17 protein-coding genes are annotated in these 22,497 nt (G+C 70.2%); 15 read left to right on the forward strand and 2 right to left on the reverse strand.

Annotation, left to right across the window (positions count from 1 at the left end; translation table 11 throughout):
- Window positions 1-118 precede the first annotated feature (118 nt).
- The 8 genes from YS110_13805 to pyrF all read left to right on the forward strand — a co-directional run bounded on the left by YS110_13805 (window position 119) and on the right by pyrF (window position 6,392).
- Entirely contained in the window at window positions 119-631 is a 513-nt protein-coding gene (locus tag YS110_13805; GenBank protein UJB65749.1) for a peptide deformylase, read from the forward strand.
- On the forward strand, window positions 628-1,590 hold the full coding sequence (locus YS110_13810) for a methionyl-tRNA formyltransferase (GenBank protein ID UJB65750.1): 963 nt from the start codon (window positions 628-630) through the stop codon (window positions 1,588-1,590). Before YS110_13805 ends, YS110_13810 begins: the two co-directional genes overlap by 4 nt.
- Entirely contained in the window at window positions 1,587-2,399 is an 813-nt protein-coding gene (locus tag YS110_13815; protein UJB65751.1) for an AzlC family ABC transporter permease, read from the forward strand. The genes YS110_13810 and YS110_13815 overlap by 4 nt, the downstream gene beginning before the upstream one ends.
- The gene (locus YS110_13820; GenBank protein UJB67457.1) at window positions 2,399-2,734 is read left to right on the forward strand and encodes an AzlD domain-containing protein; all 336 of its coding nucleotides are present in this window, start codon (window positions 2,399-2,401) and stop codon (window positions 2,732-2,734) included. Before YS110_13815 ends, YS110_13820 begins: the two co-directional genes overlap by 1 nt.
- Before the next feature lie 68 nt (window positions 2,735-2,802).
- Window positions 2,803-3,996, forward strand: coding sequence for a phosphoglycerate kinase (locus YS110_13825; GenBank protein ID UJB65752.1), 1,194 nt, complete (start codon window positions 2,803-2,805; stop codon window positions 3,994-3,996).
- Window positions 3,997-4,209: 213 nt separating this feature from the next.
- Window positions 4,210-4,893, forward strand: coding sequence for a hypothetical protein (locus YS110_13830; protein ID UJB65753.1), 684 nt, complete (start codon window positions 4,210-4,212; stop codon window positions 4,891-4,893).
- Window positions 4,890-5,450: a hypothetical protein gene (locus YS110_13835; protein ID UJB65754.1), complete on the forward strand. Its 561-nt coding sequence runs from the start codon at window positions 4,890-4,892 to the stop codon at window positions 5,448-5,450. The genes YS110_13830 and YS110_13835 overlap by 4 nt, the downstream gene beginning before the upstream one ends.
- A gap of 117 nt (window positions 5,451-5,567) precedes the next feature.
- Window positions 5,568-6,392, forward strand: a complete 825-nt coding sequence (gene pyrF, locus YS110_13840) for an orotidine-5'-phosphate decarboxylase (protein UJB65755.1) — start codon at window positions 5,568-5,570, stop codon at window positions 6,390-6,392.
- Between the two features lie 108 nt (window positions 6,393-6,500).
- Here pyrF and YS110_13845 read toward each other — a convergent pair whose 3' ends face one another.
- Window positions 6,501-7,640 carry an FAD-binding oxidoreductase gene (locus YS110_13845; protein UJB65756.1) on the reverse strand — a complete coding sequence of 380 codons (1,140 nt, stop codon included), beginning with the start codon at window positions 7,638-7,640 and terminating at the stop codon, window positions 6,501-6,503.
- Window positions 7,641-7,825: 185 nt separating this feature from the next.
- Here YS110_13845 and YS110_13850 point away from each other — a divergent pair, with 185 nt between their 5' ends.
- Window positions 7,826-9,787, forward strand: a complete 1,962-nt coding sequence (locus YS110_13850; protein UJB65757.1) for a nitrate- and nitrite sensing domain-containing protein — start codon at window positions 7,826-7,828, stop codon at window positions 9,785-9,787.
- A 186-nt stretch (window positions 9,788-9,973) separates the two neighbouring features.
- Complete coding sequence (locus YS110_13855) at window positions 9,974-12,490, forward strand: EAL domain-containing protein (GenBank protein UJB67458.1); 2,517 nt, start codon at window positions 9,974-9,976, stop codon at window positions 12,488-12,490.
- A 108-nt stretch (window positions 12,491-12,598) separates the two neighbouring features.
- On the opposite strand, the gene uvrA is transcribed toward YS110_13855, so the two are convergent.
- Window positions 12,599-15,619, reverse strand: a complete 3,021-nt coding sequence (uvrA, locus tag YS110_13860; protein ID UJB65758.1) for an excinuclease ABC subunit UvrA — start codon at window positions 15,617-15,619, stop codon at window positions 12,599-12,601.
- Window positions 15,620-15,956: 337 nt separating this feature from the next.
- Between uvrA and YS110_13865 the strand changes: the two genes are divergently transcribed.
- From YS110_13865 to YS110_13885, 5 genes are all read left to right on the forward strand, one after another.
- Complete coding sequence (locus YS110_13865; GenBank protein ID UJB65759.1) at window positions 15,957-16,808, forward strand: GNAT family N-acetyltransferase; 852 nt, start codon at window positions 15,957-15,959, stop codon at window positions 16,806-16,808.
- Window positions 16,801-17,322 (forward strand): phage tail protein, encoded by a 522-nt coding sequence (locus tag YS110_13870; GenBank protein ID UJB65760.1) that lies wholly within the window; start codon window positions 16,801-16,803, stop codon window positions 17,320-17,322. The genes YS110_13865 and YS110_13870 overlap by 8 nt, the downstream gene beginning before the upstream one ends.
- 16 nt (window positions 17,323-17,338) lie before the next feature.
- Complete coding sequence (locus YS110_13875; protein ID UJB65761.1) at window positions 17,339-17,842, forward strand: phage tail protein; 504 nt, start codon at window positions 17,339-17,341, stop codon at window positions 17,840-17,842.
- A 16-nt stretch (window positions 17,843-17,858) separates the two neighbouring features.
- Window positions 17,859-18,401, forward strand: coding sequence for a phage tail protein (locus YS110_13880; protein ID UJB65762.1), 543 nt, complete (start codon window positions 17,859-17,861; stop codon window positions 18,399-18,401).
- 507 nt (window positions 18,402-18,908) lie between these two features.
- A complete protein-coding gene (locus tag YS110_13885) occupies window positions 18,909-22,409 on the forward strand; it encodes an IPTL-CTERM sorting domain-containing protein (GenBank protein ID UJB65763.1) in 3,501 nt (1,166 codons plus the stop codon).
- The last annotated feature ends 88 nt before the right edge of the window (window positions 22,410-22,497 follow it).

Below are 22,497 nucleotides of genomic sequence, written 5' to 3' on the forward strand. Positions count from 1 at the left end.
CATTACAAATCATCTCAGATTCTCTGCTCAAGCCCTTGATTGGGCAACGCTTATTGAAAACCGCATCTGCAAGCCTTGGTAAAAGTGGCGAAAATAACGACATATTTTCCATTCGGCCATGGCAATTCTCCCGATTCTTTGTTATCCCGATCCGCGCCTGCACAAAGTCGCCCAGCCCGTGCAGGCGGTGGATGCGCGCATCCAGTCGCTGGTCAGCGACATGCTGGCCACCATGTACGACGCGCAGGGCATCGGCCTGGCCGCTACCCAGGTGGACGTGCACGAGCGCGTGGTGGTCATCGACACCTCGGAGGAGCGCAACCAGCCACTGGTGCTGATCAACCCCGAGATCGTCTGGGCCAGCGCCGAGAAGGTGGTGGGCGACGAAGGCTGCCTGTCCGTCCCCGGCATCTACGATGGCGTGGAGCGCTCCAGCGCCGTGCACGTGCGCGCCCTCGATGAAAAAGGCGCCGCGCGCGTGATCGAGGCCGAGGGCCTGCTGGCCGTGTGCATGCAGCACGAGATGGACCACCTGCTGGGCAAGGTGTTCGTCGATTACCTCTCGCCGCTCAAGCGCAACCGCATCAAGACCAAGATGCTCAAGCAGCAGCGCGAGGCCACGCGCGCATGAGACTGGTCTTCGCCGGCACGCCGGAATTCGCCCGCGTGGCACTGGCGCGGCTGCTGCAGGCGGGCCACGACATTCCCCTGGTGCTGACCCAGCCCGACCGCCCCGCCGGCCGGGGCATGAAGCTGCAGGCCTCGCCCGTCAAGCAGTGCGCGCTGCAGCACGGCATTGCCGTGGCGCAGCCCCTGAGCCTGCGCCTGGACGGCAAGCACCCCGCCGACGCCGCGGCGGCCCGCGCCGCGCTGGAGGCCGCCCGGCCCGACGCCATGGTCGTCGCCGCCTACGGCCTGATCCTGCCGCAGTGGGTGCTCGACCTGCCGCGCCTGGGCTGCCTGAACATCCACGCCAGCCTGCTGCCGCGCTGGCGCGGCGCCGCGCCGATCCACCGCGCCATCGAGGCGGGCGACACCGAAACCGGCGTGACCATCATGCAGATGGATGCGGGCCTGGACACGGGCGGCATGCTGCTGGCGCAAGGCACCCCGATCGCCGCCACCGACACCACGGCCACGCTGCACGACCGCCTGGCCGACATGGGCGGGCGGCTGATCGTCCAGGCCCTCGACCTGGCGGCCCGCGGCCAGCTCACAGCCACGCCGCAGCCCGCCGAAGGCGTGACCTATGCGCACAAGATCGACAAGCACGAAGCGCTCATCGACTGGGCGCTGCCGGCCGAAACCATCGCCCGGCGCATCCGCGCCTTCGACCCTTTCCCAGGCGCAAGCACGCTGGCGCAGGGCGAGGCGGTCAAGCTCTGGAGCTGCGAAATTGATAGCTGCTCGCGCTTGCCTGGTGCGGCTCCAGGCCAGATTTTATCTGTAGAAGACGCCAGCGTGCGCGTGGCCTGCGGCCAGGGCGTGCTGCGGCTCACGGTGCTGCAGCGCGCCGGCGGCAAGCGCCTGCCCGCCGCCGAGTTCCTGCGCGGCTTCGCCTTGCCGCAGGGGCTGGTGCTGGGCGCATGAACGCCGCCGCCCTGCTGCGCCAGCCGGCCTTCCGCCAGGGCATCACCGACATGCTGGGCACCGGCCTGGGCGTGGGCGCCTGGGGGCTGGTCACCGGCGTGGCCATGGTCAAGACGGGCATGCCGGTGGCGCTGGCGCTGCTCATGTCGCTGCTGGTGTACGCGGGCAGCGCGCAGCTGGCCGTGCTGCCGCTGCTGGCCGTGGGCGCGCCGCTGTGGGTGGTGTGGCTCACGGCGGCCTGCGTGAACCTGCGCTTCGTCATCTTCAGCAACATGTGGCGCAGCTACTTCGCCGCATTGCCGCTGCGCCAGCGCCTGACCCTGGGCTATTTCAGCGGCGACGTGATCTTCGTCGCCTTCCTCAAGCGCTACCCCGAGCCCCGGCCCGCGCCGGACCAGGTGCCGTATTTCTGGGGCGCGGCCAGCGTGAACTGGCTGGCCTGGCAGGTGCCGTCCATCGCTGGCATCCTGCTGGCCAACTGGGTGCCGCTGTCCTGGGGGCTGGGCTTCGCGGGCGTGCTGGCGCTGCTGGGCGTGCTGCTGTCGCTGCTGTTCGACCGCGCCACCTGGCTGGCCACGGGCGTGGCGGCCACGGCGGCCATCGCGGCCTTCGCGCTGCCGCTCAAGCTGAACATCCTCGTGGCCATCGCCGCGGCCATCGCGGCCGGCCTGCTGATGGAGGCCGTGGACCGGCGCCGCCACCACCCCGAGGTGGTGCTGGTGCCTGCCGACAGCGCCCTGCCCGAGGACGAACTGCAGCGCGTCGCGGCGGGCGACGAGGTGCCGCTGCGCGCGGAGCGCCATCCATGATGGACAACGGCTGGCTCGAACCCGTGCTCGCCATCCTGGGCCTGACGGTGATCACCGTGGTGACGCGCGCGTTCTTCATGATTCCCGAGCGCGAGCTGCCGCTGCCCGACTGGCTCAAGCGCGGCCTCAAGTACGCCCCGCTGGCCGCACTCACCGCCGTGATCGCGCCCGAGATCCTCATGGCGCAGGGCGCGCTCATCCACACCCTGCAGGACGCCCGCTGGCCCGCCGTGCTGTGCGCCACGGGCTACTACTTCTGGCGCCGCGGCATCCTGGGCACCATCGTCGTCGGCATGGCCGTGTACCTGCCGCTGCACATCGGGCTCGGCTGGTAGGCGCCAGGACGGGAGGCCGGGGCAGGCGCCGCCTACAATGTGCGCGCTTTTTTGCCATACCTCCCGCCATGAACATTCTGCGTTTCTCCGACCTGTGCGCCCAGGGCAAAGTCCAGGGCCAGCGCGTCTTCATCCGTGCCGACCTCAACGTACCCCAGGACGATGCCGGCCGCATCACCGAGGACACCCGCATCCGCGCCTCCGTGCCCTGCATCCAGATGGCGCTCGACGCCGGCGCCGCCGTGATGGTCACCAGCCACCTGGGCCGCCCCACCGAGGGCGAATTCAAGCCCGAGGACTCGCTCGCCCCCGTGGCGCAGCGCCTGTCGGAGCTGCTGGGCCGCGCCGTGCCGCTGGTGGCGCAGTGGGTCGATGGCGTACAGGTCGCGCCCGGCCAGGTGGTGCTGCTGGAGAACTGCCGCGTCAACCCCGGCGAGAAGAAGAACCAGCCCGCGCTGGCGCAGAAGATGGCCGCGCTGTGCGACATCTACGTGAACGATGCCTTCGGCACCGCGCACCGCGCCGAGGGCACGACCTACGGCATCGCCGAATACGCCAGGACGGCCTGCGCCGGCCCGCTGCTGGCAGCGGAGATCGACGCCATCACCAAGGCCCTGGCCCAGCCGAAGCGCCCGCTGGCCGCCATCGTCGCGGGCTCCAAGGTCTCGACCAAGCTGACCATCCTGCAGTCGCTGGCGCGCAACGTGGACCAGCTCATCGTCGGCGGCGGCATCGCCAACACCTTCATGCTGGCGGCCGGGCTGAACATCGGCAAGTCGCTGGCCGAGCCCGGCCTCGTGGGCGAGGCCAAGGCCGTGATCGACGCCATGGCCGCGCGCGGCGCCGAGGTGCCGATCCCCACCGACGTGGTGGTCGCCAAGACCTTCGCCGCCGACGCGCCTGCCACCGTCAAGCCCGCCACCGAAGTGGCGGACGACGACCTGATCCTCGACATCGGCCCCGAAACCGCCGCCCGGCTGGCACAGCAGCTCCTGCAGGCCGGCACCATCGTCTGGAACGGCCCGGTCGGCGTGTTCGAGTTCGCGGCGTTCGAGAACGGCACGCGCGCCATCGCCCAGGCCATCGCGCAGTCCAGCGCCTTCAGCATCGCCGGCGGCGGCGATACGCTCGCGGCCATCGCCAAATACGGCATCGAAAAACAGGTGGGCTATATCTCCACCGGCGGCGGCGCATTCCTGGAAGTGCTGGAAGGCAAAACCCTGCCGGCATTTGAAATCCTGGAGCGGCGCGCCCGCCCTTGAAAATGCGCGGCACCGGGCGGCATATACATCTGGCAACAAAAATGCCGCCCGATCGCCATCCCCATGGGCCAAAAACAACAAATGCCAAGCGGCTGGCGCAGTTAGCGTAGTTTTCTCTTGTTTTTTGGCGAGTCTCGCACCCAAAATCATTCGCCAATGCCGGGGCGCCATCCCGCCCCGGCGCACCCATTTCCAATTCCGTAGGAGGGAACCATGTCCATTTCCAAGGCCATCGGCGCGGCCGTTCTGGTCGGCACCGCTGCCATGCTGACGGGCTGCGCCAACGCGCCCATCCCCGTGGCGGAGAATTTCCAATACACCAGCCAGCAGAAGGTGCGCTCCGCCGGCCACTGGGAACTGGTCTCGCGCGACGTGGTGGCCCAGACGCTGGGCACGCTCAACCAGGCGGGTGCCGCGGGCGCGCCCCTGTACGTGGCCCTGCCGCCGAACGCCAGCGCGTTCGACTACGCCTTCCGCGACTTCCTGATCACCCAATTCGTGCAAAGCGGCACGCCCGTGATGCAGGCCCCGGGCCAGACCCTGGACGTGACCTACGAAGCCCAGGTGGTGCGCCACAACAGCGACCGCCCGCATTTCATTCCCGGCATGTTCACCATGCTGGCGGCCGGCGTGGGCGCCGCCTACGGCCTGCGCCACGAGCACGTGGACACCAAGGTCCTGGCCGGCCTGGGCCTGGCCGTCGCCGCCGACTATGCCAACAGCATCAACTCCGGCGGCCCGACGAACACCGAGATGATCCTCACGACCACCGTCTCGCGCAACGGCCAGTACGTGGCGCGCAAGACCGACGTGTACTACCTCGAGAACGCCGACACGCCGCTGTTCATGCGTGGCGCCGCGTACCGTCCCATGAACCTGAAGGTGGTGTCGCAATGAAGACCCTTGCCATCCTCTCCGCCGTGGCCGCCGCCGCCGTGCTGGCGGGCTGCAACAGCGCGCCGCAGAACGTGGGCCGCGCCGAGCCCACCTACCAGGACGCTGCCACCGCCCCGCTGCTGCAAAACAGCCGCGAGGCCGTCAGCAAGCTCACCGCCGGGTTCGACCTGAACGCCCTGGGCGGCGGCCCGGTGCTCGTGGCCACCGTGGTCAACGTCAACGACCTGAGCCGCTCGGCCCCGCTGGGCCGCACGCTGTCGGAGCAGTACGCCTCGCAGATGGCCGCGCTCGGCTTCAACGTCAAGGAAGTCAAGCTGCGCGGCGACATCTTCGTCAAGGAAGGCGCGGGCGAGCTGCTGCTGTCGCGCGAGATCAAGGACATCGCGCGCAGCTACAACGCCTCGCTGGTGCTCGTGGGCACCTATTCGCCGGCCGCCAACTTCACCTACGTGAGCCTGAAGCTGGTGCGCACCGAGGACAGCCGCATCATCCGCGGCCACGACTACGCCCTGCCCAACGACCGCGACGTGCAGCGCCTGCTGGCCACGCCCCGCTGAACCGCAGGGCATCGCACCAAGGCTGCCTCGGCAGCCTTTTCTTTTTCCTGCTCCGGACGGAGGCGTGCCGCACGCCTGGCCCGGTGCCATCGCCGCGCGCAGACCTAAAATCACCCGATGACCTTTCTCGACATGCTGCGCGACGCCACCGAGCGCCACCAATCGATGCTGTGCGTGGGCCTGGACCCCGAGCCCGCCCGTTTCCCGGGGGCCCTGCAGGGCGATGCGCACAGGATCTACGACTTCTGCGCCGCCATCGTGGACGCCACTGCCGACCTGGTGTGCGCCTTCAAGCCGCAGATCGCCTACTTCGCCGCGCACGGCGCCGAAGACCAGCTCGAACGCCTGATGCAGCACATGCGCTGCAACGCGCCGCACGTGCCGGTGATCCTCGACGCCAAGCGCGGCGACATCGGCTCCACGGCCCAGCAGTACGCGCGCGAGGCCTTCGAGCGCTACGGCGCCGACGCCGTGACGCTCTCGCCCTTCATGGGCTGGGATTCGGTGCAGCCCTATCTCGAATACCACGGCAAGGGCGCCTTCCTGCTGTGCCGCACCTCCAACCCCGGCGGCGACGACCTGCAGGCGCAGCGCCTGGCCAGCGTGCCCGGCCAGCCGCTGGTGTACGAGCACATCGCGGCCCTGGCGCAGGGCCCGTGGAACAAGAACGGCCAGCTCGGCCTGGTGGTGGGCGCCACCTACCCGCACGAGATCGAGCGCGTGCGCGCCCTCGCGCCCACGCTGCCGCTCTTGATCCCCGGCGTCGGCGCCCAGGGCGGCGACGCCGTGGCCACGGTGCGCGCCGGGCTGCGCGCACAGGGGCCGATCATCGTCAACTCCTCGCGCGCCATCCTCTACGCCGCGAATGGCCCGGACTTCGCGCAGGCCGCGCGCCAGGCCGCGCAGCACACGCGCGACACGCTGAACGCGGCGCGCGCCTGATACGGGTTTGCATTCAACCGTATAACTAGGCGGGAAGCCTACGATCAGTGCTGTAGCACGGCAAGGCGAACCAACGACGTTAGACGGTTGAAGGCAAATCCGTATGGTTCAGCGCAAGCGCCCTGGCGCCAGGGCCGCCACGGTTTCCGGCCCCAGGCCCTGCGCGGCCAGGGCCGCGTCCAGCGGCTCGCCGCACAGCAGGTTGCGCGCCAGCAGGGCGTAGCCCGCGGCGCTCTGGATGCCGTAGCCGCCCTGCGCGGCGAGCCAGAAGAAGCCCGCCACGCCCTCGTCCCAGCCGATGACGAAATCGCCGTCGGCCACGAACGAGCGCAGCCCGGCCCAGGTGTACGCGGGGCGGCGGATCGCCAGCGTCGTCACCTGCTCGATGCGCCAGATGCCCGTGGCCACGTCCAGCTCCTCGGGCACCACGTCGTGCGGCGGCACCGGATCGGCATTGGCGGGCGAGCCCATGAGCTGGCCCGCGTCGGGCTTGAAGTAGTAGCTGTCGTCCACCCCCATAGCGGCGGGCCAGGCCTGCACGTCCGCGCCCGGCGGCGGCGCGAAGGTGAAGGCCGTGCGGCGGCACGGCGTCAGGCCCACGGGCGCCGCGCCCGCAAGGCTCGCCACCCCATCGGCCCAGGCGCCGGCGGCGTTGACGACGTGGCGCGCCCGCACCACGTCGCCGCCCGCCAGGCCGATGCGCCAGCCGCCGCCCTCCCGCTCCAGCGCCAGCACCTCGGCCCCGGTGCGCAGCGCGCCGCCGCGCTGGCGCAGGCCGCGCAGGTAGCCCTGGTGCAGGGCGTGCACGTCGATGTCGGCGGCGCCGGGCTCCCACAGGCCCGCGGCCACTGCCTCGGGGCGCAGGCAGGGCAGGCGCGCCTGCAGCTGCGCGTAGCTCTGACGCTCCAGGCCAGGGGCGTGCGGGCGCAGCTCGGCGTAGGTGCGTTCGAGCAGCGCTTCCTGCCCCGGCCCGGCCAGGTACACCACGCCGCGCGGCGTGAGCAGCGGCGCGCTGGCGAAGCCCGCCGGGGGCGCGGCGTAGAAGGCGCGGCTGGCGCGCGTCAGGGCGCAGATGGCGGGCGTGCCATAGGTCTCCATGAACAGCGCCGCCGAGCGCCCGGTGCTGTGGTAGCCGGGCTGCGCCTCGCGCTCCAGCACCAGCACCGACGCGCCCGCCTGCGCCAGCTGCCACCCCACGCTGGCGCCCGCCATGCCCGCGCCGACCACCGCATAGTCCCATGCCGTCATCGCATTACTCCTGTTTTGATAGCTTGCAGCGCTTGCCACGCAAGCGCTGGCACGAATTTTGATAACTATTTGCCGTGCAGCGCCGCGCGCCATGCTTCTTGATGTCTGACAAAACCATGCGCCCAGCGTGCAACCACAGTGGGTGGCCTGCCACCCTTCTTCTGCATTACCCCGCATCCCCCGCCATGGCCTTGCTTTCCCGAATCAGCCTGCTGCAAAAATTCGCCATTCTGGCCCTCATCGGCGTGCTCGTGAGCGCGCTGCCCACGTTCCTGTACGTGCGCGACGCGCTGCGCGCCATGGCGCACGCGCGCCTGGAAGCCAGCGGGGCCGCGCCGCTGACGGCGCTGAGCCTGGTGGTGCAGCGCATGCAGGTGCACCGCGGCCTGTCCTCGGGCATGCTCGGGGGCGACGAGGCCCTGGCGGCGCGCCGCCCCGCCGCGCGCGACCTGGTGAACCAGGCCGTGGAGGCCGCCAGCGCCCGCCTGACCGCGGCCCAGGTGCCCGCCGACCAGCTCGCGGCCTGGCAGCAGGCGCGCCAGACCTGGCAGGCGCTGGAGGCCAGCGTGGACCAGCGCCAGGTGCAGCAGGCGCAGAGCACGGCGCAGCACACGGCGCTGATCGCCTCGGTCATGCGCATCAGCGAGGAGCTGCTCAACGCCTACGGCCTGCAGCTGGAGGAGGCGGAGCACGCCTACGCGCTGATCCAGGCCGCCCTGGTGCACACCCCGGTGCTGGGCGAGAAGCTCGGCATCCTGCGCGCGCAGGGCTCGGGCTTCCTGGCGCGGCGCGAGCTGCCGCCGGTGAACAAGGGGCTGGTGATGGCCCTGCAGCAGCGCGCGCAGGAACTGCAGGGCGACGCCTTCCGCCAGTTCGAGCGCGCCATGCAGCGCGACGCGGGCTACCGCGCGGCGCTCGGCCCGTCGGCCGAGGCGGCCCACGCCCTCGTCACCCAGGCGCTGGCGCTGGCCACCAAGGAAGTGACCGAGGCCGCCACGCTGCAGCTGGCACCGCAGGAATACTTCGACACCTTCACGCGCACCATCGACGCGCTCTACGCGCTGAACGCCAAGGCGCTGGAGAGCCTGGACGCCACGCTGCAGCAGCGCCAGGCCAGCCTGCGCCGCATTCTCATCGCCCAGGCGCTGGCCATGGCGCTGATCCTGGCCCTGGGCGGTGCGCTGATCGCGGCGTTCGCCCGCTCCATCCGCCAGCCGCTGGGGCAGGCCATCGACCTGGCGCACGCCGTGGCGCAGGGCGACCTCGCGGGCACCGACATCGCCCACGGCACGGACGAGGTCGGCCGCCTCACCGCTGCGCTGCTGCAGATGCGCCGCCAGCTCACCCAGGTGGTGGCGCGCGTGCGCCACAACGCCGACGGCGTGGCCACGGCCAGCGCCGAGATCGCCCAAGGCAACCAGGACCTGTCGGCGCGCACCGAAAGCCAGGCCAGCGCGCTGGAGGAAACCGCCGCCGCCATGGAGCAGATGACCGCCACCGTGCGCCAGAACGCCGACAGCGCGGCCCAGGCCAGCCAGCTCGCGGCCAGCGCCAGCCAGGTGGCGCAGCAGGGCGGCGACGTGGTGGCGCGCGTGGTGCAGACCATGCAGGGCATCGACACCAGCAGCAGGAAGATCGCCGACATCATCGGCGTGATCGACTCCATCGCCTTCCAGACCAACATCCTGGCGCTGAACGCCGCCGTGGAAGCCGCGCGCGCCGGCGAGCAGGGCCGGGGCTTTGCCGTGGTGGCCGGCGAGGTGCGCCAGCTGGCGCAGCGCTCGGCCCAGTCGGCCAGCGAGATCAAGGCGCTGATCGCCGAGAGCGCGCAGAACGTGGCGCAGGGCAACGCGCTGGTCGAGCGCGCCGGCAGCACCATGCACGAGGTGGTGGCCGCCGTGCGCCGCGTCACCGACATCATGGGCGAGATCAGCGCCGCGAGCCGCGAGCAGTCGCAGGGCGTGGCGCAGGTGGGCGAAGCGATCACGCAGATGGACCAGTCCACGCAGCAGAACGCCGCCCTGGTCGAGCAGATGGCTGCCGCCGCGAGCAGCCTGCACGGCCAGGCGCAGGAGCTGGTGCATGGCGTGGCGGTGTTCCACCTGGCGGCGGGCGGCAGCACGCAGCGGCTCGGGCTGCCGTCCTGACGCTATTGATTCAGGAGCTGCCTGCGCTTTCTGCACAAGGGCTGCAGGCGGTTTTTATGCGCATGCGGTGAACCGGCCTGCGCAGGCAGGCGCCCCGCTTGCACAGCAGCGCCCAGGCCGTTCACAATGGCTTACCCTCCCGCACGGAGCGTGGCCCCCGCCGCGCAGCCGCTTCGCGGCACCACCATGCGTCCGCTCCAGTTCTCGCTGCGCACCGCCATCACCGTCCCCTTCGCGCTGCTGTTCGCGGCCACCGTGGGGCTGCAGGCGTTCATGCAGCACCGCCAGGTGCAGCAGCTCATCGACCAGGAAAGCGAACGCCTGCTCGCAGCCATCACCGCCACGGCGCGTAGCCGGCTGTCCGAGTACCTGGAGGTGCCGTTCGAGATCCAGCGCGGCATCGGCGACACCATCGGCCGCCAGGGCCTGTACGCGCCGGGGCGCCTGGAAGGCGTGTACGCCTACCTGCACGGCGTGTTCACCGAGGTGTACGCCCGGCACGCGCAGATCAGCCTGCTGGGCTTCGGCAGCCAGCAGGGCGATTACGCGGGCATGCGGCGCGAGCCCGACGGCAGCTACCGCCTGATCCTGAAAGAGAACCGGGGCGAGGGGCTGATGCACGTCTACCAGCAGCCCGTGCCCGGCCCCGTGGTGGCCTCCTACCCCGGCTACGACCCGCGCGTGCGCCCCTGGTATGCGCCCGTGGCCCATTCCGGCCAGGCGCTGTGGTCGCCCATCTACACCACGGCGGGCGAGCGCGGGGACATCACCATCTCGGCTGCCAGCCCGGTGTACGCAGGCGGGCGGCTGGCCGGCGTGATGAATGCCGACGTGCGGCTCGACAGCATGAGCCGCTTCCTGCGCGAGGAGCCGCTGCGCGGCCAGGCCCAGGTGCTGGTGGTGGACGCGCAGGGCTACCTGGTGGCGCATTCCGAGCCCGGCCCGGTGCTGGCCCCGGCGCAGCCCGGCACGCCCCAGGCGCAGCGCGCGCGCCTGCGCATCGGCGACAGCGCCAGCCCGGTGCTACGCCGGGCGGCCGCCCTGCTGCCGCAGGCGGCGGGCGCGGGCTTCAGCTTCGAGGAAGGGGACGAGCGCTACTTCGCCCGCGCCACGCCGTACCAGGACGCGCGCGGGCTGGACTGGCGCATCGTGGTGGTGCTGCCCGAATCCGCGCTGCTGGGCGAGACGCGCGCGCAGAGCCGCCACATGCTGCTGTGGAGCCTGGCCATCGCCGCCTTCGGCCTGCTGCTGGGCCTGTGGGCGGTACGCCAGGCCGTGCGCCCCATCCTGCGCACGGCGGAGGCGGCCAACCGCCTGGCGCACGGCGAATGGCAGGCCGCGCCGGACCGCGGCGGCGCGCTGCTGGAAACCTCCATCCTGGTGCGCGCCTTCAACGACATGGCCGAGCGCCTGCAGCAGTCGTTCCAGCAGATGCGCGAGCTGCTGCTCTACGACAGCCTGACGCAATCGCTCACGCGGCGCGGCCTGCTCGAACGCAGCCAGTGGGCCCAGCCGCGCCCGGCGGTGCTGTGCCTGGTGGGGCTGGACGACTTCCGCGCGCTCAACGACAGCGTGGGCCACGGCACGGGCGACCGGCTGCTGCAGGCCGTGTCGGAGCGCCTGCGCCTGCGCCTGCCCGAGCCCGCGCTGCTGGCCCGCCTGGGCGGCGACGAATTCGCGGTGCTGCACTTCAACGACGAAGGCCAGTTCTCGGCCGCGGCGATGGGCGAGGCACTGCAGGCGCTGTTCGCCGCGCCGTTCTCGGTGGGGGCGGACGAGATCCTCGTGCGCGCCTCGGTCGGCACCGTGGAGGGGCAGTTGGCCAGCGACGACCTGCCCGAATGGCTGCGCAACGCCAGCATGGCCCTGGGCGAGGCCAAGCGGCGCGGGCGCAACCGGTCCGTGGCCTTCTCGCCCGCGCTGGCCGCGCACGCCTTCGAGCGCGCGCGCCTGTCGAACGAGCTGCGCCAGGCGCTGGAAAAGGACGAATTCCTGGTGCACTACCAGCCCGTGGTCGACCTGGCCAGCGGGCGCATGGTGGGCGCCGAGGCGCTCGTGCGCTGGAACAGCCCGACGCGCGGCATGGTGCCGCCGGGGCTGTTCATCCCCACGGCGGAGGAGTCCGACCTGATCCTGGCGCTGGGCGACTGGGTGCTGCACCGCGCCACGCACGACATCGCCCAGCAGCTGGGCGCGCTGCCGCCGGGGTTCGACCTGCACGTCAACGTCTCGGCGCGCCAGCTCATCCAGTCGGACTTTCCGGCCACGCTGCGCGCGGTGCTGTCGGCCAGCCGCCTGCCGCCGCAGCAGCTCACGCTGGAGCTGACCGAGTCGGTGCTGATCGACAGCGACGTGGCCATGCGCGAGCGCATCGCCGCCATCCACGCCCTGGGCGTGCGCATCGCCATCGACGACTTCGGCACCGGCTACTCGTCGCTGGCCTACCTGAGCCGCCTGGCGTTCGACTGCATCAAGATCGACCAGAGCTTCGTGCGCAAGCTGCTCGCCTCGGCGCAGGACGAAGCCATCATCGCGGCCGTGCTGCACATGGCGCATGGCTTCGGCGTGACCGTGGTGGCCGAGGGCGTGGAGACCGCGGCCGAGGCCGAGCGCCTGCGCGCCATGGGCTGCCCCAACGCCCAGGGCTACTGGTTCGGCCGGCCCGGGCCGCTGGAACAGCTGCGCGGCTGGCGCGCGCCGTGAGGTTGCCCAGAGGTTGCGCTCCTTCTTTGCTAGCTGCTGGCGCTTGCCTGGCAATGGTTTTGCAATGAAAACACCGCCAATTCCTTGCCAGGCAAGCGCCAGCAGCTATCAAGAAAGAAGCGCCAGATACCGCCGCAGGTAGCGCCCGGTGTGGCTGGCCGGGTTGGCCGCCAGCGCCTCGGGCGTGCCCGTGCCCACCACGGTGCCGCCGCCCGCGCCGCCCTCGGGGCCCATGTCGATGAGCCAGTCGGCGGTCTTGATGACGTCGAGGTTGTGCTCGATCACCACGATGGTGTTGCCCGCGTCGCGCAACTGGTGCAGCACGCGCAGCAGCAGGTCGATGTCGGCGAAGTGCAGGCCGGTGGTGGGCTCGTCCAGGATGTAGAGCGTGCGCCCGGTGTCGCGCCGGCTCAGCTCCTGCGCCAGCTTCACGCGCTGGGCCTCGCCACCCGAGAGCGTGGTGGCGCTCTGGCCCAGGCGGATGTAGCTCAGGCCCACCTGCAGCAGCGTCTGCAGCTTGCGCGCGATTGACGGCACGTCCTTGAAGAAGGCGTGCGCGTCCTCCACCGTCAGGTCGAGGATCTGCGCGATGTTGCGGCCCTTCCACTGCACCTCCAGCGTCTCGCGGTTGTAGCGCTGGCCGTGGCACACGTCGCAGGGCACGTACACGTCGGGCAGGAAGTGCATCTCCACCTTCACCACGCCGTCGCCCTGGCAGGCCTCGCAGCGCCCGCCCGCCACGTTGAAGGAAAAGCGCCCCGGGCCGTAGCCGCGCTCGCGGGCCGTGGTGGTCTCGGCCATCAGCTCACGGATGGGCGTGAACAGGCCGGTGTAGGTGGCCGGGTTGCTGCGCGGGGTGCGGCCAATGGGCGACTGGTCCACGTTGATGACCTTGTCGAAATACTCCAGCCCCTCGATGGCCTCGTGCGGCGCGGGCTCGTCGTGCGCGCGGTGGATGGCGCGCGCCGCCGCCTTGTGCAGCGTGTCGTTGACCAGCGTCGATTTGCCCGAGCCCGACACGCCGGTGACGCAGGTCAGCAGCCCCACGGGAAAGTCCACGCTCACGCCGCGCAGGTTGTTGCCGCTGGCGCCGGCCACATGCAGCGTTTGCAGCGCCTGCGGCGCGCCGGCGGGCGCGGCGGGCAGGCCCGCCGCGCGCTCCGCCCCCTTTCTTGCGGGCGCGGGCGGCGGCGCCAGCACCGGCTGCCAGGGCGTGCGCCGCGCCGGCACGGCAATGGCGCGCGCGCCCGACAGGTACTGGCCGGTGAGCGAATCCGGCGCGGCGCACAGGTCGGCGCAGCGGCCCTGCGCCATCACGCGCCCGCCGTGCACGCCCGCGCCGGGGCCCATGTCCACCACGTGGTCGGCGGCGCGGATCATGTCCTCGTCGTGCTCCACCACGATGACGCTGTTGCCCAGGTCGCGCAGGCGCGACAGCGTGGCGATGAGGCGGTCGTTGTCGCGCTGGTGCAGGCCGATGCTGGGTTCGTCGAGCACGTACATCACGCCCGTGAGGCCGCTGCCGATCTGGCTGGCCAGGCGGATGCGCTGGGCTTCGCCGCCCGAGAGCGTCTCGGCGCTGCGTGCCAGGCTCAGGTACGACAGGCCGACGTCGTTCAGGAACGTCAGGCGCGCCACGATCTCGTGCACGATCTTGTCGGCAATCTCCGCCTTGGCCCCCGGCAGACGCAGCGCAGCGAACCAGTCGCGCGCGGCCAGCAGCGTCATCTGGCTCACGTCGTGGATGGCGCAGCCCGCCGCCCCCTCGCCCACGCCCGCCCCCACACGCACGTGGCGCGCCTCGCGGCGCAGGCGCGCGCCATGGCATTCGGGGCAGGGCTGCGTGCTGCGGTAGCGCGCCAGGTCGTCGCGCACCACGGTGGAATCGGTCTCGCGGTAGCGCCGCGTCATGTTCGGCAGGATGCCCTCGAACGCATGGTGGCGCACGACGGGCTGGCCCTTGCGCGCGCCACTGTCAAGCAGGTAGGTGAAGGCGATCTCCTGCGCGCCCGAGCCGTGCAGCACCACCTGCTGCACGGCGGCGGGCAGTTGCTCGAACGGCGTTTCCACGTCGAAGCCGTAGTGCCGCGCCAGACTCTCCAGCATGGCAAAGTAGTAGCCGTTGCGCCGGTCCCAGCCCTTGATGGCGCCGCTGGCCAGGCTGAGCGACGGAAAGGCCACCACGCGCGCGGCGTCGAACACCTCCTGCTGCCCCAGCCCGTCGCACGACGGGCAGGCGCCCGAGGGCGAGTTGAACGAGAACAGGCGCGGCTCCAGCTCGGGCAGCGAGAAGCTGCACACCGGGCAGGCAAACTTGCTGCTGAAAAGATGCTCGCGCCCGGTGTCCATCTCCAGTGCCAGCACGCGGCCATGGCCCTCCGCGCCGCCCACGCGCAGCACGGCCTCGATGCTCTCGGCCAGGCGCTGCTGCGCGTCGGCGCGCACCTTCAGCCGGTCGATCACCACGTCCACGTCGTGCTTCTCGGTCTTTTTCAGCGGCGGCAGGCTCTCGTGCTCGTGGATCTGGCCATCGACGCGAAAGCGCACGTAGCCCTGCGCCTGCATGTGCGCGAACAGCTCGGTGAACTCGCCCTTCTTCTGCCGCGCCACCGGGGCCAGCAGCATCAGGCGCGTGTCCTCGGGCAGGGCCAGCACGGCGTCCACCATCTGGCTCACCGTCTGCGCGGCCAGCGGCAGACCGTGCTCGGGGCAGTGCGGCGTGCCGGCGCGGGCGTAGAGCAGGCGCAGGTAGTCGTGGATCTCCGTCACCGTGCCCACGGTGGAGCGCGGGTTGTGGCTGGTGGCCTTCTGCTCGATGCTGATGGCGGGCGACAGGCCCTCGATCAGGTCCACGTCGGGCTTGTCCAGCCGCCCCAGGAACTGGCGCGCATAGCTGGAGAGGCTCTCCACGTAGCGCCGCTGGCCCTCGGCATACAGCGTGTCGAACGCCAGGCTGGACTTGCCCGAGCCCGACAGCCCCGTGATCACCACGAGCTGGTTGCGCGGCAGGTCCAGGTCGATGTTCTTGAGGTTGTGCGTGCGCGCGCCACGGATGCTGATGCGCTGCTCGCGCAGCGCGCGGGCGGGAGAGAGGCCATCGGCGGCGGCGGGAAGAACGGAGTCGGGCATCGGCAGGCGGAAAAAGTCGAACCCGCCATGATAGGCCCGCCCCCTTTCACGCGCCCACCCCACGCCTTTGGCGGGGCCGGCGGGCAAAGGCTGAAAGGCATCTTTCACCCGGCATCAGCAAATACCCTGACTGCTCAGATTCGCTCAGATAGCGCCCCGTAAACGCCGCTACCCTGGGCTGACCACATTGATGCCTTGCACCTTGAAAACCGACTATTGCAATAGGGCAAATCAATTGTTCACAAAATTTTGCAATTCATCTAGGATGTTTTACATCGTGCATCCAGGCGGTGGCTGCTGACGCCCGGCGCGCAAACCCTCACCACACACCTCCACCATGCCCGCCCACCGCACCCCGCCCGGCCCCTTGGCGCTGCGCCCCATCCAGCCGGGCGACGAGGAGGCATTGCACGCCATCTTCGCCGCCACGCGCGAAGCCGAGCGCCAGCAGCTCGGCTGGAGCGGCCCCGAACACTCCGCCGCGTGGGACGCCTTCACCCGCCAGCAATTCGCCGCCCAGCACGCCCAGTACATGCGCAGCTACGCCAACCCCACGTTCAGCCTCGTGCTGCACGGCGACAGTGGCGACGATGTGGCCGGACGCCTGTACGTGGACCGCACCCCGGCGGAAATCCGCATCATCGACATCGCCCTGCTGCCCGCCTACCGGCGCCAGGGGCTGGGCGGGCGCCTGCTGCGCGCGCTGGCCGAGGAATCCGACGCCTGCGGCATCCCCCTGGGCCTGCACGTCGAGAAGAACAACCCCATCCTCGGCGCCTACGAGCGCCTGGGCCTGCAGGCACGCGAGGATCGGGGCGTGTACCTGTACATGCAGCGCCCGCCCCAGCCGCCGCGCCTGCCCGGGCCAGACGCCCTGGCCGCCAGCACCGGCAGCGCCTTTGAACTGCACGACCCCACCCAGCTCGGCTGCGCCGCCCCACTGGCCACGCTGCAACTGCAGCGCGCCACGCAGCGCCAGGGCCGGGGCGTGGCCAGCCTCACGCTCGACTTCGCCGGGCCCGGCATTGGCCGCCCCGCGCATGCCACCTACCTGCTGGCCCACCCGCTGCTGGGCCGGTTCCCGTTGTTCCTCGGCCCCGTCATGGGCGGCGCGGCCGGGGAAATCCACTACCAGGCCACCCTCACCCGCCTGGTGCCACCGCCCGAGGAGACCATCCCCCATGAGTGAAGCATTCGTTGGAGAAATCCGCATGTTCGCGGGCGACTACGCCCCGCTAGGCTGGCTGCCATGCGACGGCCGCCAGCTGGATATCAGTGGCTACGAGGTACTTTTCAGCTTGCTAAGCACCACCTACGGCGGCAACGGGCGTACCAACTTCAACCTGCCCGACCTGCGCGGGCGGCTGGCCATTGGCAAGGACCAGGGCACGGGCCTGACCAACCGCGTGCTGGGCCAGCAGCTTGGCGTAGAGGCCGTCACCCTCACTGTGGCGCAAACCCCGGCCCACAACCACAACCTGTCGGCGGGCGGCGCGGCCAGCGCCACCAGCCCGCAGGGCCTGACGCCCGGCACGGCCAGCGGCTTCACCCTCTACGCCGACAGCGCTACCCCCAGCGCCTGGCTCGCCCCCGGCAGCGTCGCCCCGTCGGCTGGCAACGCGTTGCCGCACAACAACGTCATGCCCAGCCTGGCCATCAGCTTCATCATCTGCACGCAGGGCGTGTACCCCTCACAAGCTTGACAAGGAGCACCGCGCCATGGATCCCTTCGTCGGAGAACTCCGCCCCTTCGCCTTCGGCATCATTCCCCGAGGCTGGCTGCCGTGCAACGGCAGCCTGCTGAACGCAACCCAATACGCCGCACTGTTCTCGCTGCTCGGCAACCGCTACGGCGGCGACGGCCGCACCACCTTCGCCCTGCCCGACCTGCGCGGGCGCACGCCGCTGGGCTGCAGCGCCACCTTCCCTCAAGGGCATAAGAACGGCAGCGAAACCGTCACCCTCACCGCCGCCCAGGTGCCGTCGCACACGCACCAGGTGCAGGGTAGCAAAGCCACAGCCACCGCCAACGGCCCCTCTGCCCAGGCCATGGCCGTGCCGGCCACCTTCATGGCCTACGCCGCGCCCGACACCGCCGCCGGCACGCTCAACACCGCCGCCGTGACCATCAGCGGCGGTAGCGCGCCGCACGACAACATGCAGCCCTCGCTGGTCGTGAACTGGTGCATCGCCACCTCCGGCACCTACCCCCCCCGCCAGTAATCCCCAGGAGGAATCCATGTCAGACCCCTTCTACGGCGAAATCCGTGCCTTCGCCTTCGACTACCCGCCCCGGGACTGGGCCTTCTGCCAAGGGCAGACCATGCTGGCGCAGCAAAACCCGGCGCTGTATACCGTCATCGGCAACCGCTATGGCGGCACGTCCCCCCAAAACTTCAACCTGCCCGATTTGCGCAGCCAAGCCCCCATGGGCGAGGGCCCCGGCCCAGGATTGACGCCGCGCACCACAGGCCAGGCCGTGGGCAAGTCCACCGAAACGTTGCAGCCCGCGCACATGCCGCCGCACGAGCACGCCATCGCGGTGCATACGGGCAACGCCACGACCAACGTGCCCAAGGACAAATTTCTGGCGGCAGGCCGCAAGCCCGCGGCCATAGGGACGCAGCCTCAGCCCGCCTACGCACCCAGTCCGCTGGACGCCCCGCTGGCCCCCACGGCGCTCACGCCCTTCGGCGGCGGGCAGGCGCACGACAACATGCAGCCCTACCTGGCGCTGAACCTGTGCATCTGCCTGCAGGGCGAATTCCCCACGAGACCCTGACAAACCTGCCGTTCTTTATTGCATGAAATTGCTGCCAGCCCTTGCCCTGCAAGCGCTGGCAGCTATGGTTTTTGAAACGAAAGCATAGCCATGCCGCCCACCACATACCCCGCATGCACACATCGGGATAAGCCCTGGTTTTCCCTTTTGCACCGCTGGGCCGCCACGCTGCTCCTGGGCTGCCTTGCCAGCCTGTTCAGCTTCAACCTGCATGCCAGCACGGCAGGAACCAGTGTTGAGATCTGGGTTAACGGAGTACAAGCGCTCCCTCCCGTGACAGTGGACTCCGGCGTGGGACAAGACTTCGGCGACGGCACTCGGTTCGATGTGAACCCGGGGGCCTCAACGGTCACCCTGACCATCGGGTTGGGATACAGCTGGAATGACCTTGGCTCGTTCCAGGCCGTTTTCAGTGGCGGAAACCTTGGCCAAATCACCAGCATCACGCAAACCGGCGGAACGGCCACCGACGCGGCAAGTTACTCGGCCACTGCCAGCGGGAAGACAATGACCTTCAATGTCCCTGGTAGAGGTGCCGCCAACGCGGACCCTGGCACCGTCGTTTTCACGTTCACCTCGACATCCCTGCTAGCCCCCACCGTCACCAACCTGAGCGCCACCAGCGGCCCGGCAGCAGGCGGCACCCCCGTCACCATCACCGGCACCAACTTCTCCGGCGCTACGGCGGTGAAGTTCGGCAACAACGACGGCACCAGCACCACCGTCGTCAACAGCACCATGATCACCACCACCGCGCCCGCAGGTACCGGCACGGTGGACGTGACCGTGACCACCAGCAACGGCACCAGCGCCACCAGCGCGAACAGCAAGTTCACCTACGTGCCTGCTGCAACTTATACCGTTACCTACTATGGCAATGGCTATACGGGGGGGAGTGTTCCAACAGATGGGAACAGCCCGTACAGCAGCGGTTCGACGGTCACCGTATTGGGTAATACCGGCAGCCTGGCCAGGTCCGGGTACACCTTCAATGGCTGGAACACGGCGGCCAACGGCAGTGGCACCAATTACGACCCGGACAGTACCTTCACTATTTCCGGCAATACCGAGTTCTATGCGCGGTGGCAGTTGATCGCTGCGCCCGTCGCTAATGCAGTCAGCGCCACCGTGGCCGCCAACAGCAGCAATAACGCCATCACCCTGAACATCACCGGCGGCACGCCCACCAGCGTGGCCGTGGCCAGCGGAGCCGGCCATGGCACCGCCACCGCCAGCGGCACCAGCATCAGCTACACACCAACCAATGGCTATTCGGGCAACGACAGCTTCACCTACACCGCCACCAATGTCGGCGGCACCTCGGTGCCCGCCACGGTGAGCATCACCGTCAATCCCCAGGCGCCAGTGGCCAACGCGGTGAGCGCCACCGTGGCCTACAACAGCAGTGCCAACCCCATCACCCTGAACATCACCGGCGGCACGCCCGCCAGCGTGGCCGTGGCCAGCGGGGCCAGCCATGGCACCGCCACCGCCAGCGGCACCAGCATCAGCTACACACCAACCAATGGCTATTCGGGCAACGACAGCTTCACCTACACCGCCACCAATGCCGGCGGCACTTCGGTGCCTGCCACGGTGAGCATCACCGTCAATCCCCAGGCGCCGGTAGCCAACGCGGTGAGCGCCACCGTGGCCTACAACAGCAGCAATAACGCCATCACCCTGAACATCACCGGCGGCACGCCCGCCAGCGTGGCCGTGGCCAGCGGGGCCAGCCATGGCACCGCCACCGCCAGCGGCACCAGCATCATCTACACGCCCACAGCGAGCTACACGGGCAACGACAGCTTCACCTACACCGCCACCAATGCCGGCGGCACCTCGGCACCCGCCACGGTGACCATCACCGTCAATCCCCAGGCGCCAGTGGCCAACGCGGTGAGCGCCACCGTGGCCTACAACAGCAGTGCCAACCCCATCACCCTGAACATCACCGGCGGCACGCCCACCAGCGTGGCCGTGGCCAGCGGGGCCGGCCATGGCACCGCCACCGCCAGCGGCACCAGCATCACCTACACGCCCACGGCGAGCTACACGGGCAACGACAGCTTCACCTACACCGCCACCAATGCGGCCGGCACCTCGGCACCTGCCACGGTGACCATCACCGTCAATCCCCAGGCGCCAGTGGCCAACGCGGTGAGCGCCACCGTGGCCGCCAACAGCAGCAATAACGCCATCACCCTGAACATCACCGGCGGCACACCCACCAGCGTGGCCGTGGCCAGCGGGGCCGGCCATGGCACCGCCACCGCCAGCGGCACCAGCATCACCTACACGCCCACGGCGAGCTACACGGGCAACGACAGCTTCACCTACACCGCCACCAATGCCGGCGGCACCTCGGCACCCGCCACGGTGACCATCACCGTCAATCCCCAGGCGCCAGTGGCCAACGCGGTGAGCGCCACCGTGGCCGCCAACAGCAGCAATAACGCCATCACCCTGAACATCACCGGCGGCACGCCCACCAGCGTGGCCGTGGCCAGCGGAGCCGGCCATGGCACCGCCACCGCCAGCGGCACCGGCATCATCTACACACCAACCAACGGCTATTCGGGCAGCGACAGCTTCACCTACACCGCCACCAATGCCGGCGGCACTTCGGCGCCTGCCACGGTGACCATTACGGTGAACGCCGCCGTACCGGGCGCACCGACCATTGGCACGGCCACTGCGGGTGACCAGCAAGCATCGGTGACGTTCACCGCGCCAACCGACACGGGCAGCGCTCCCATCACCGGGTACGAAGTGACGGTGCAGCCGGGCGGGACCAAGGTTTCGGGCACGGCGTCACCCATCACGGTGCCGGGACTGACCAACGGGCAGGCCTACACCTTCACGGTGGCGGCGAAGAACAGCGCTGGCACGGGCGCGGCCTCCAGCCCCTCGAACAGCGTCACGCCCAAGATGGGCCAGACGATTACCTTCGCCCAGCCCGCCAGCCAGCGCCTGGACGCCACGCCCACGCTGGCGGCCACGGCCAGCTCGGGCCTGGCGGTGGCGTTCTCGGCCGATGCGGCGACGCTGGCGGTGTGCGAGATCACCAGCGGCGGCACACTGGCCTTCCACACGGCGGGCGCCTGCACCATCCATGCCGACCAGGCGGGCGACGGCCAATACCTGGCCGCGCCGCGCGTGAGCCGCACGTTCAACGTGCAAACCGCCGCGCCGGGTGCGCCCACAAACGTGGTGGCCACGCCGGGCGATACGCAGGCGCGCGTGGCGTTCACCCCGCCCGTGGACGCAGGCACCTCGCCCATCACCGGCTACACGGTGACGGTGCAGCCGGGCGGCGCCACGGTGGCGGGCACGGCCTCGCCGATCGTGGTGCCGGGCCTGACCAATGGCGTGGCCTATACCTTCACGGTGACAGCGACAAACGCGGCGGGCACGGGCGCGGCCTCCAGCCCCTCGAACAGCGTGACGCCCAAGGGCGTGGTGCAGGGCACGGTGCCCACGCCCACCAGCGGCACGGGCACCACGGGCACGGCCACGGCGAGCACGGCGGCGCTGAGCCCGGCGCAGGACCCGAACTGCCGCCTGGCCGGCGCCCAGTTCGCGGGCGAGGTGCCGCCGGGCTTCACGGTGAGCTACGGCAGCTTCGAGTTCCTGGCGACGGACTGCCAGCACGGCGTGACGATTTCGCTGACCTACCCGCAGGCGCTGCCCCAGGGCGTGCGCTTCATGAAGTTCGGCCCGCCCAGCTTCGGCGCGCCGGATGAGTGGATGGACTGGACGAGCCAAGTGCAGCTCAGCGCCGACCGCAAGACGGCAACCTACTCCGTGCTGGACAACGGCGCGGGCGACTCCGACCCGCGCGTGGGCCTGATCGCCGACCCGATCATCCCGGCCGGCCTGACGGCGCCCGGCCCCAGCCCGGATGCCGCGAAGTCCATCCCCACGCTGGGCGAATGGGCGCTGGCGCTGCTGGCGGCGCTGCTGGGCCTGCTGGGCTGGCGCCAGGGGCGTGCCAGGGCGGCGTGATGCCGTGTGATGCTATGGGTTGAATAGCTGCCAGCGCTTGCCCTGCGGGCGCTGGCGGCTGTTTTTGCCATCAACACGACGGCACCTT

It is taken from the genome of Acidovorax sp. YS12, from assembly GCA_021496925.1.
Taxonomy (GTDB): Bacteria; Pseudomonadota; Gammaproteobacteria; order Burkholderiales; family Burkholderiaceae_C; genus Paenacidovorax.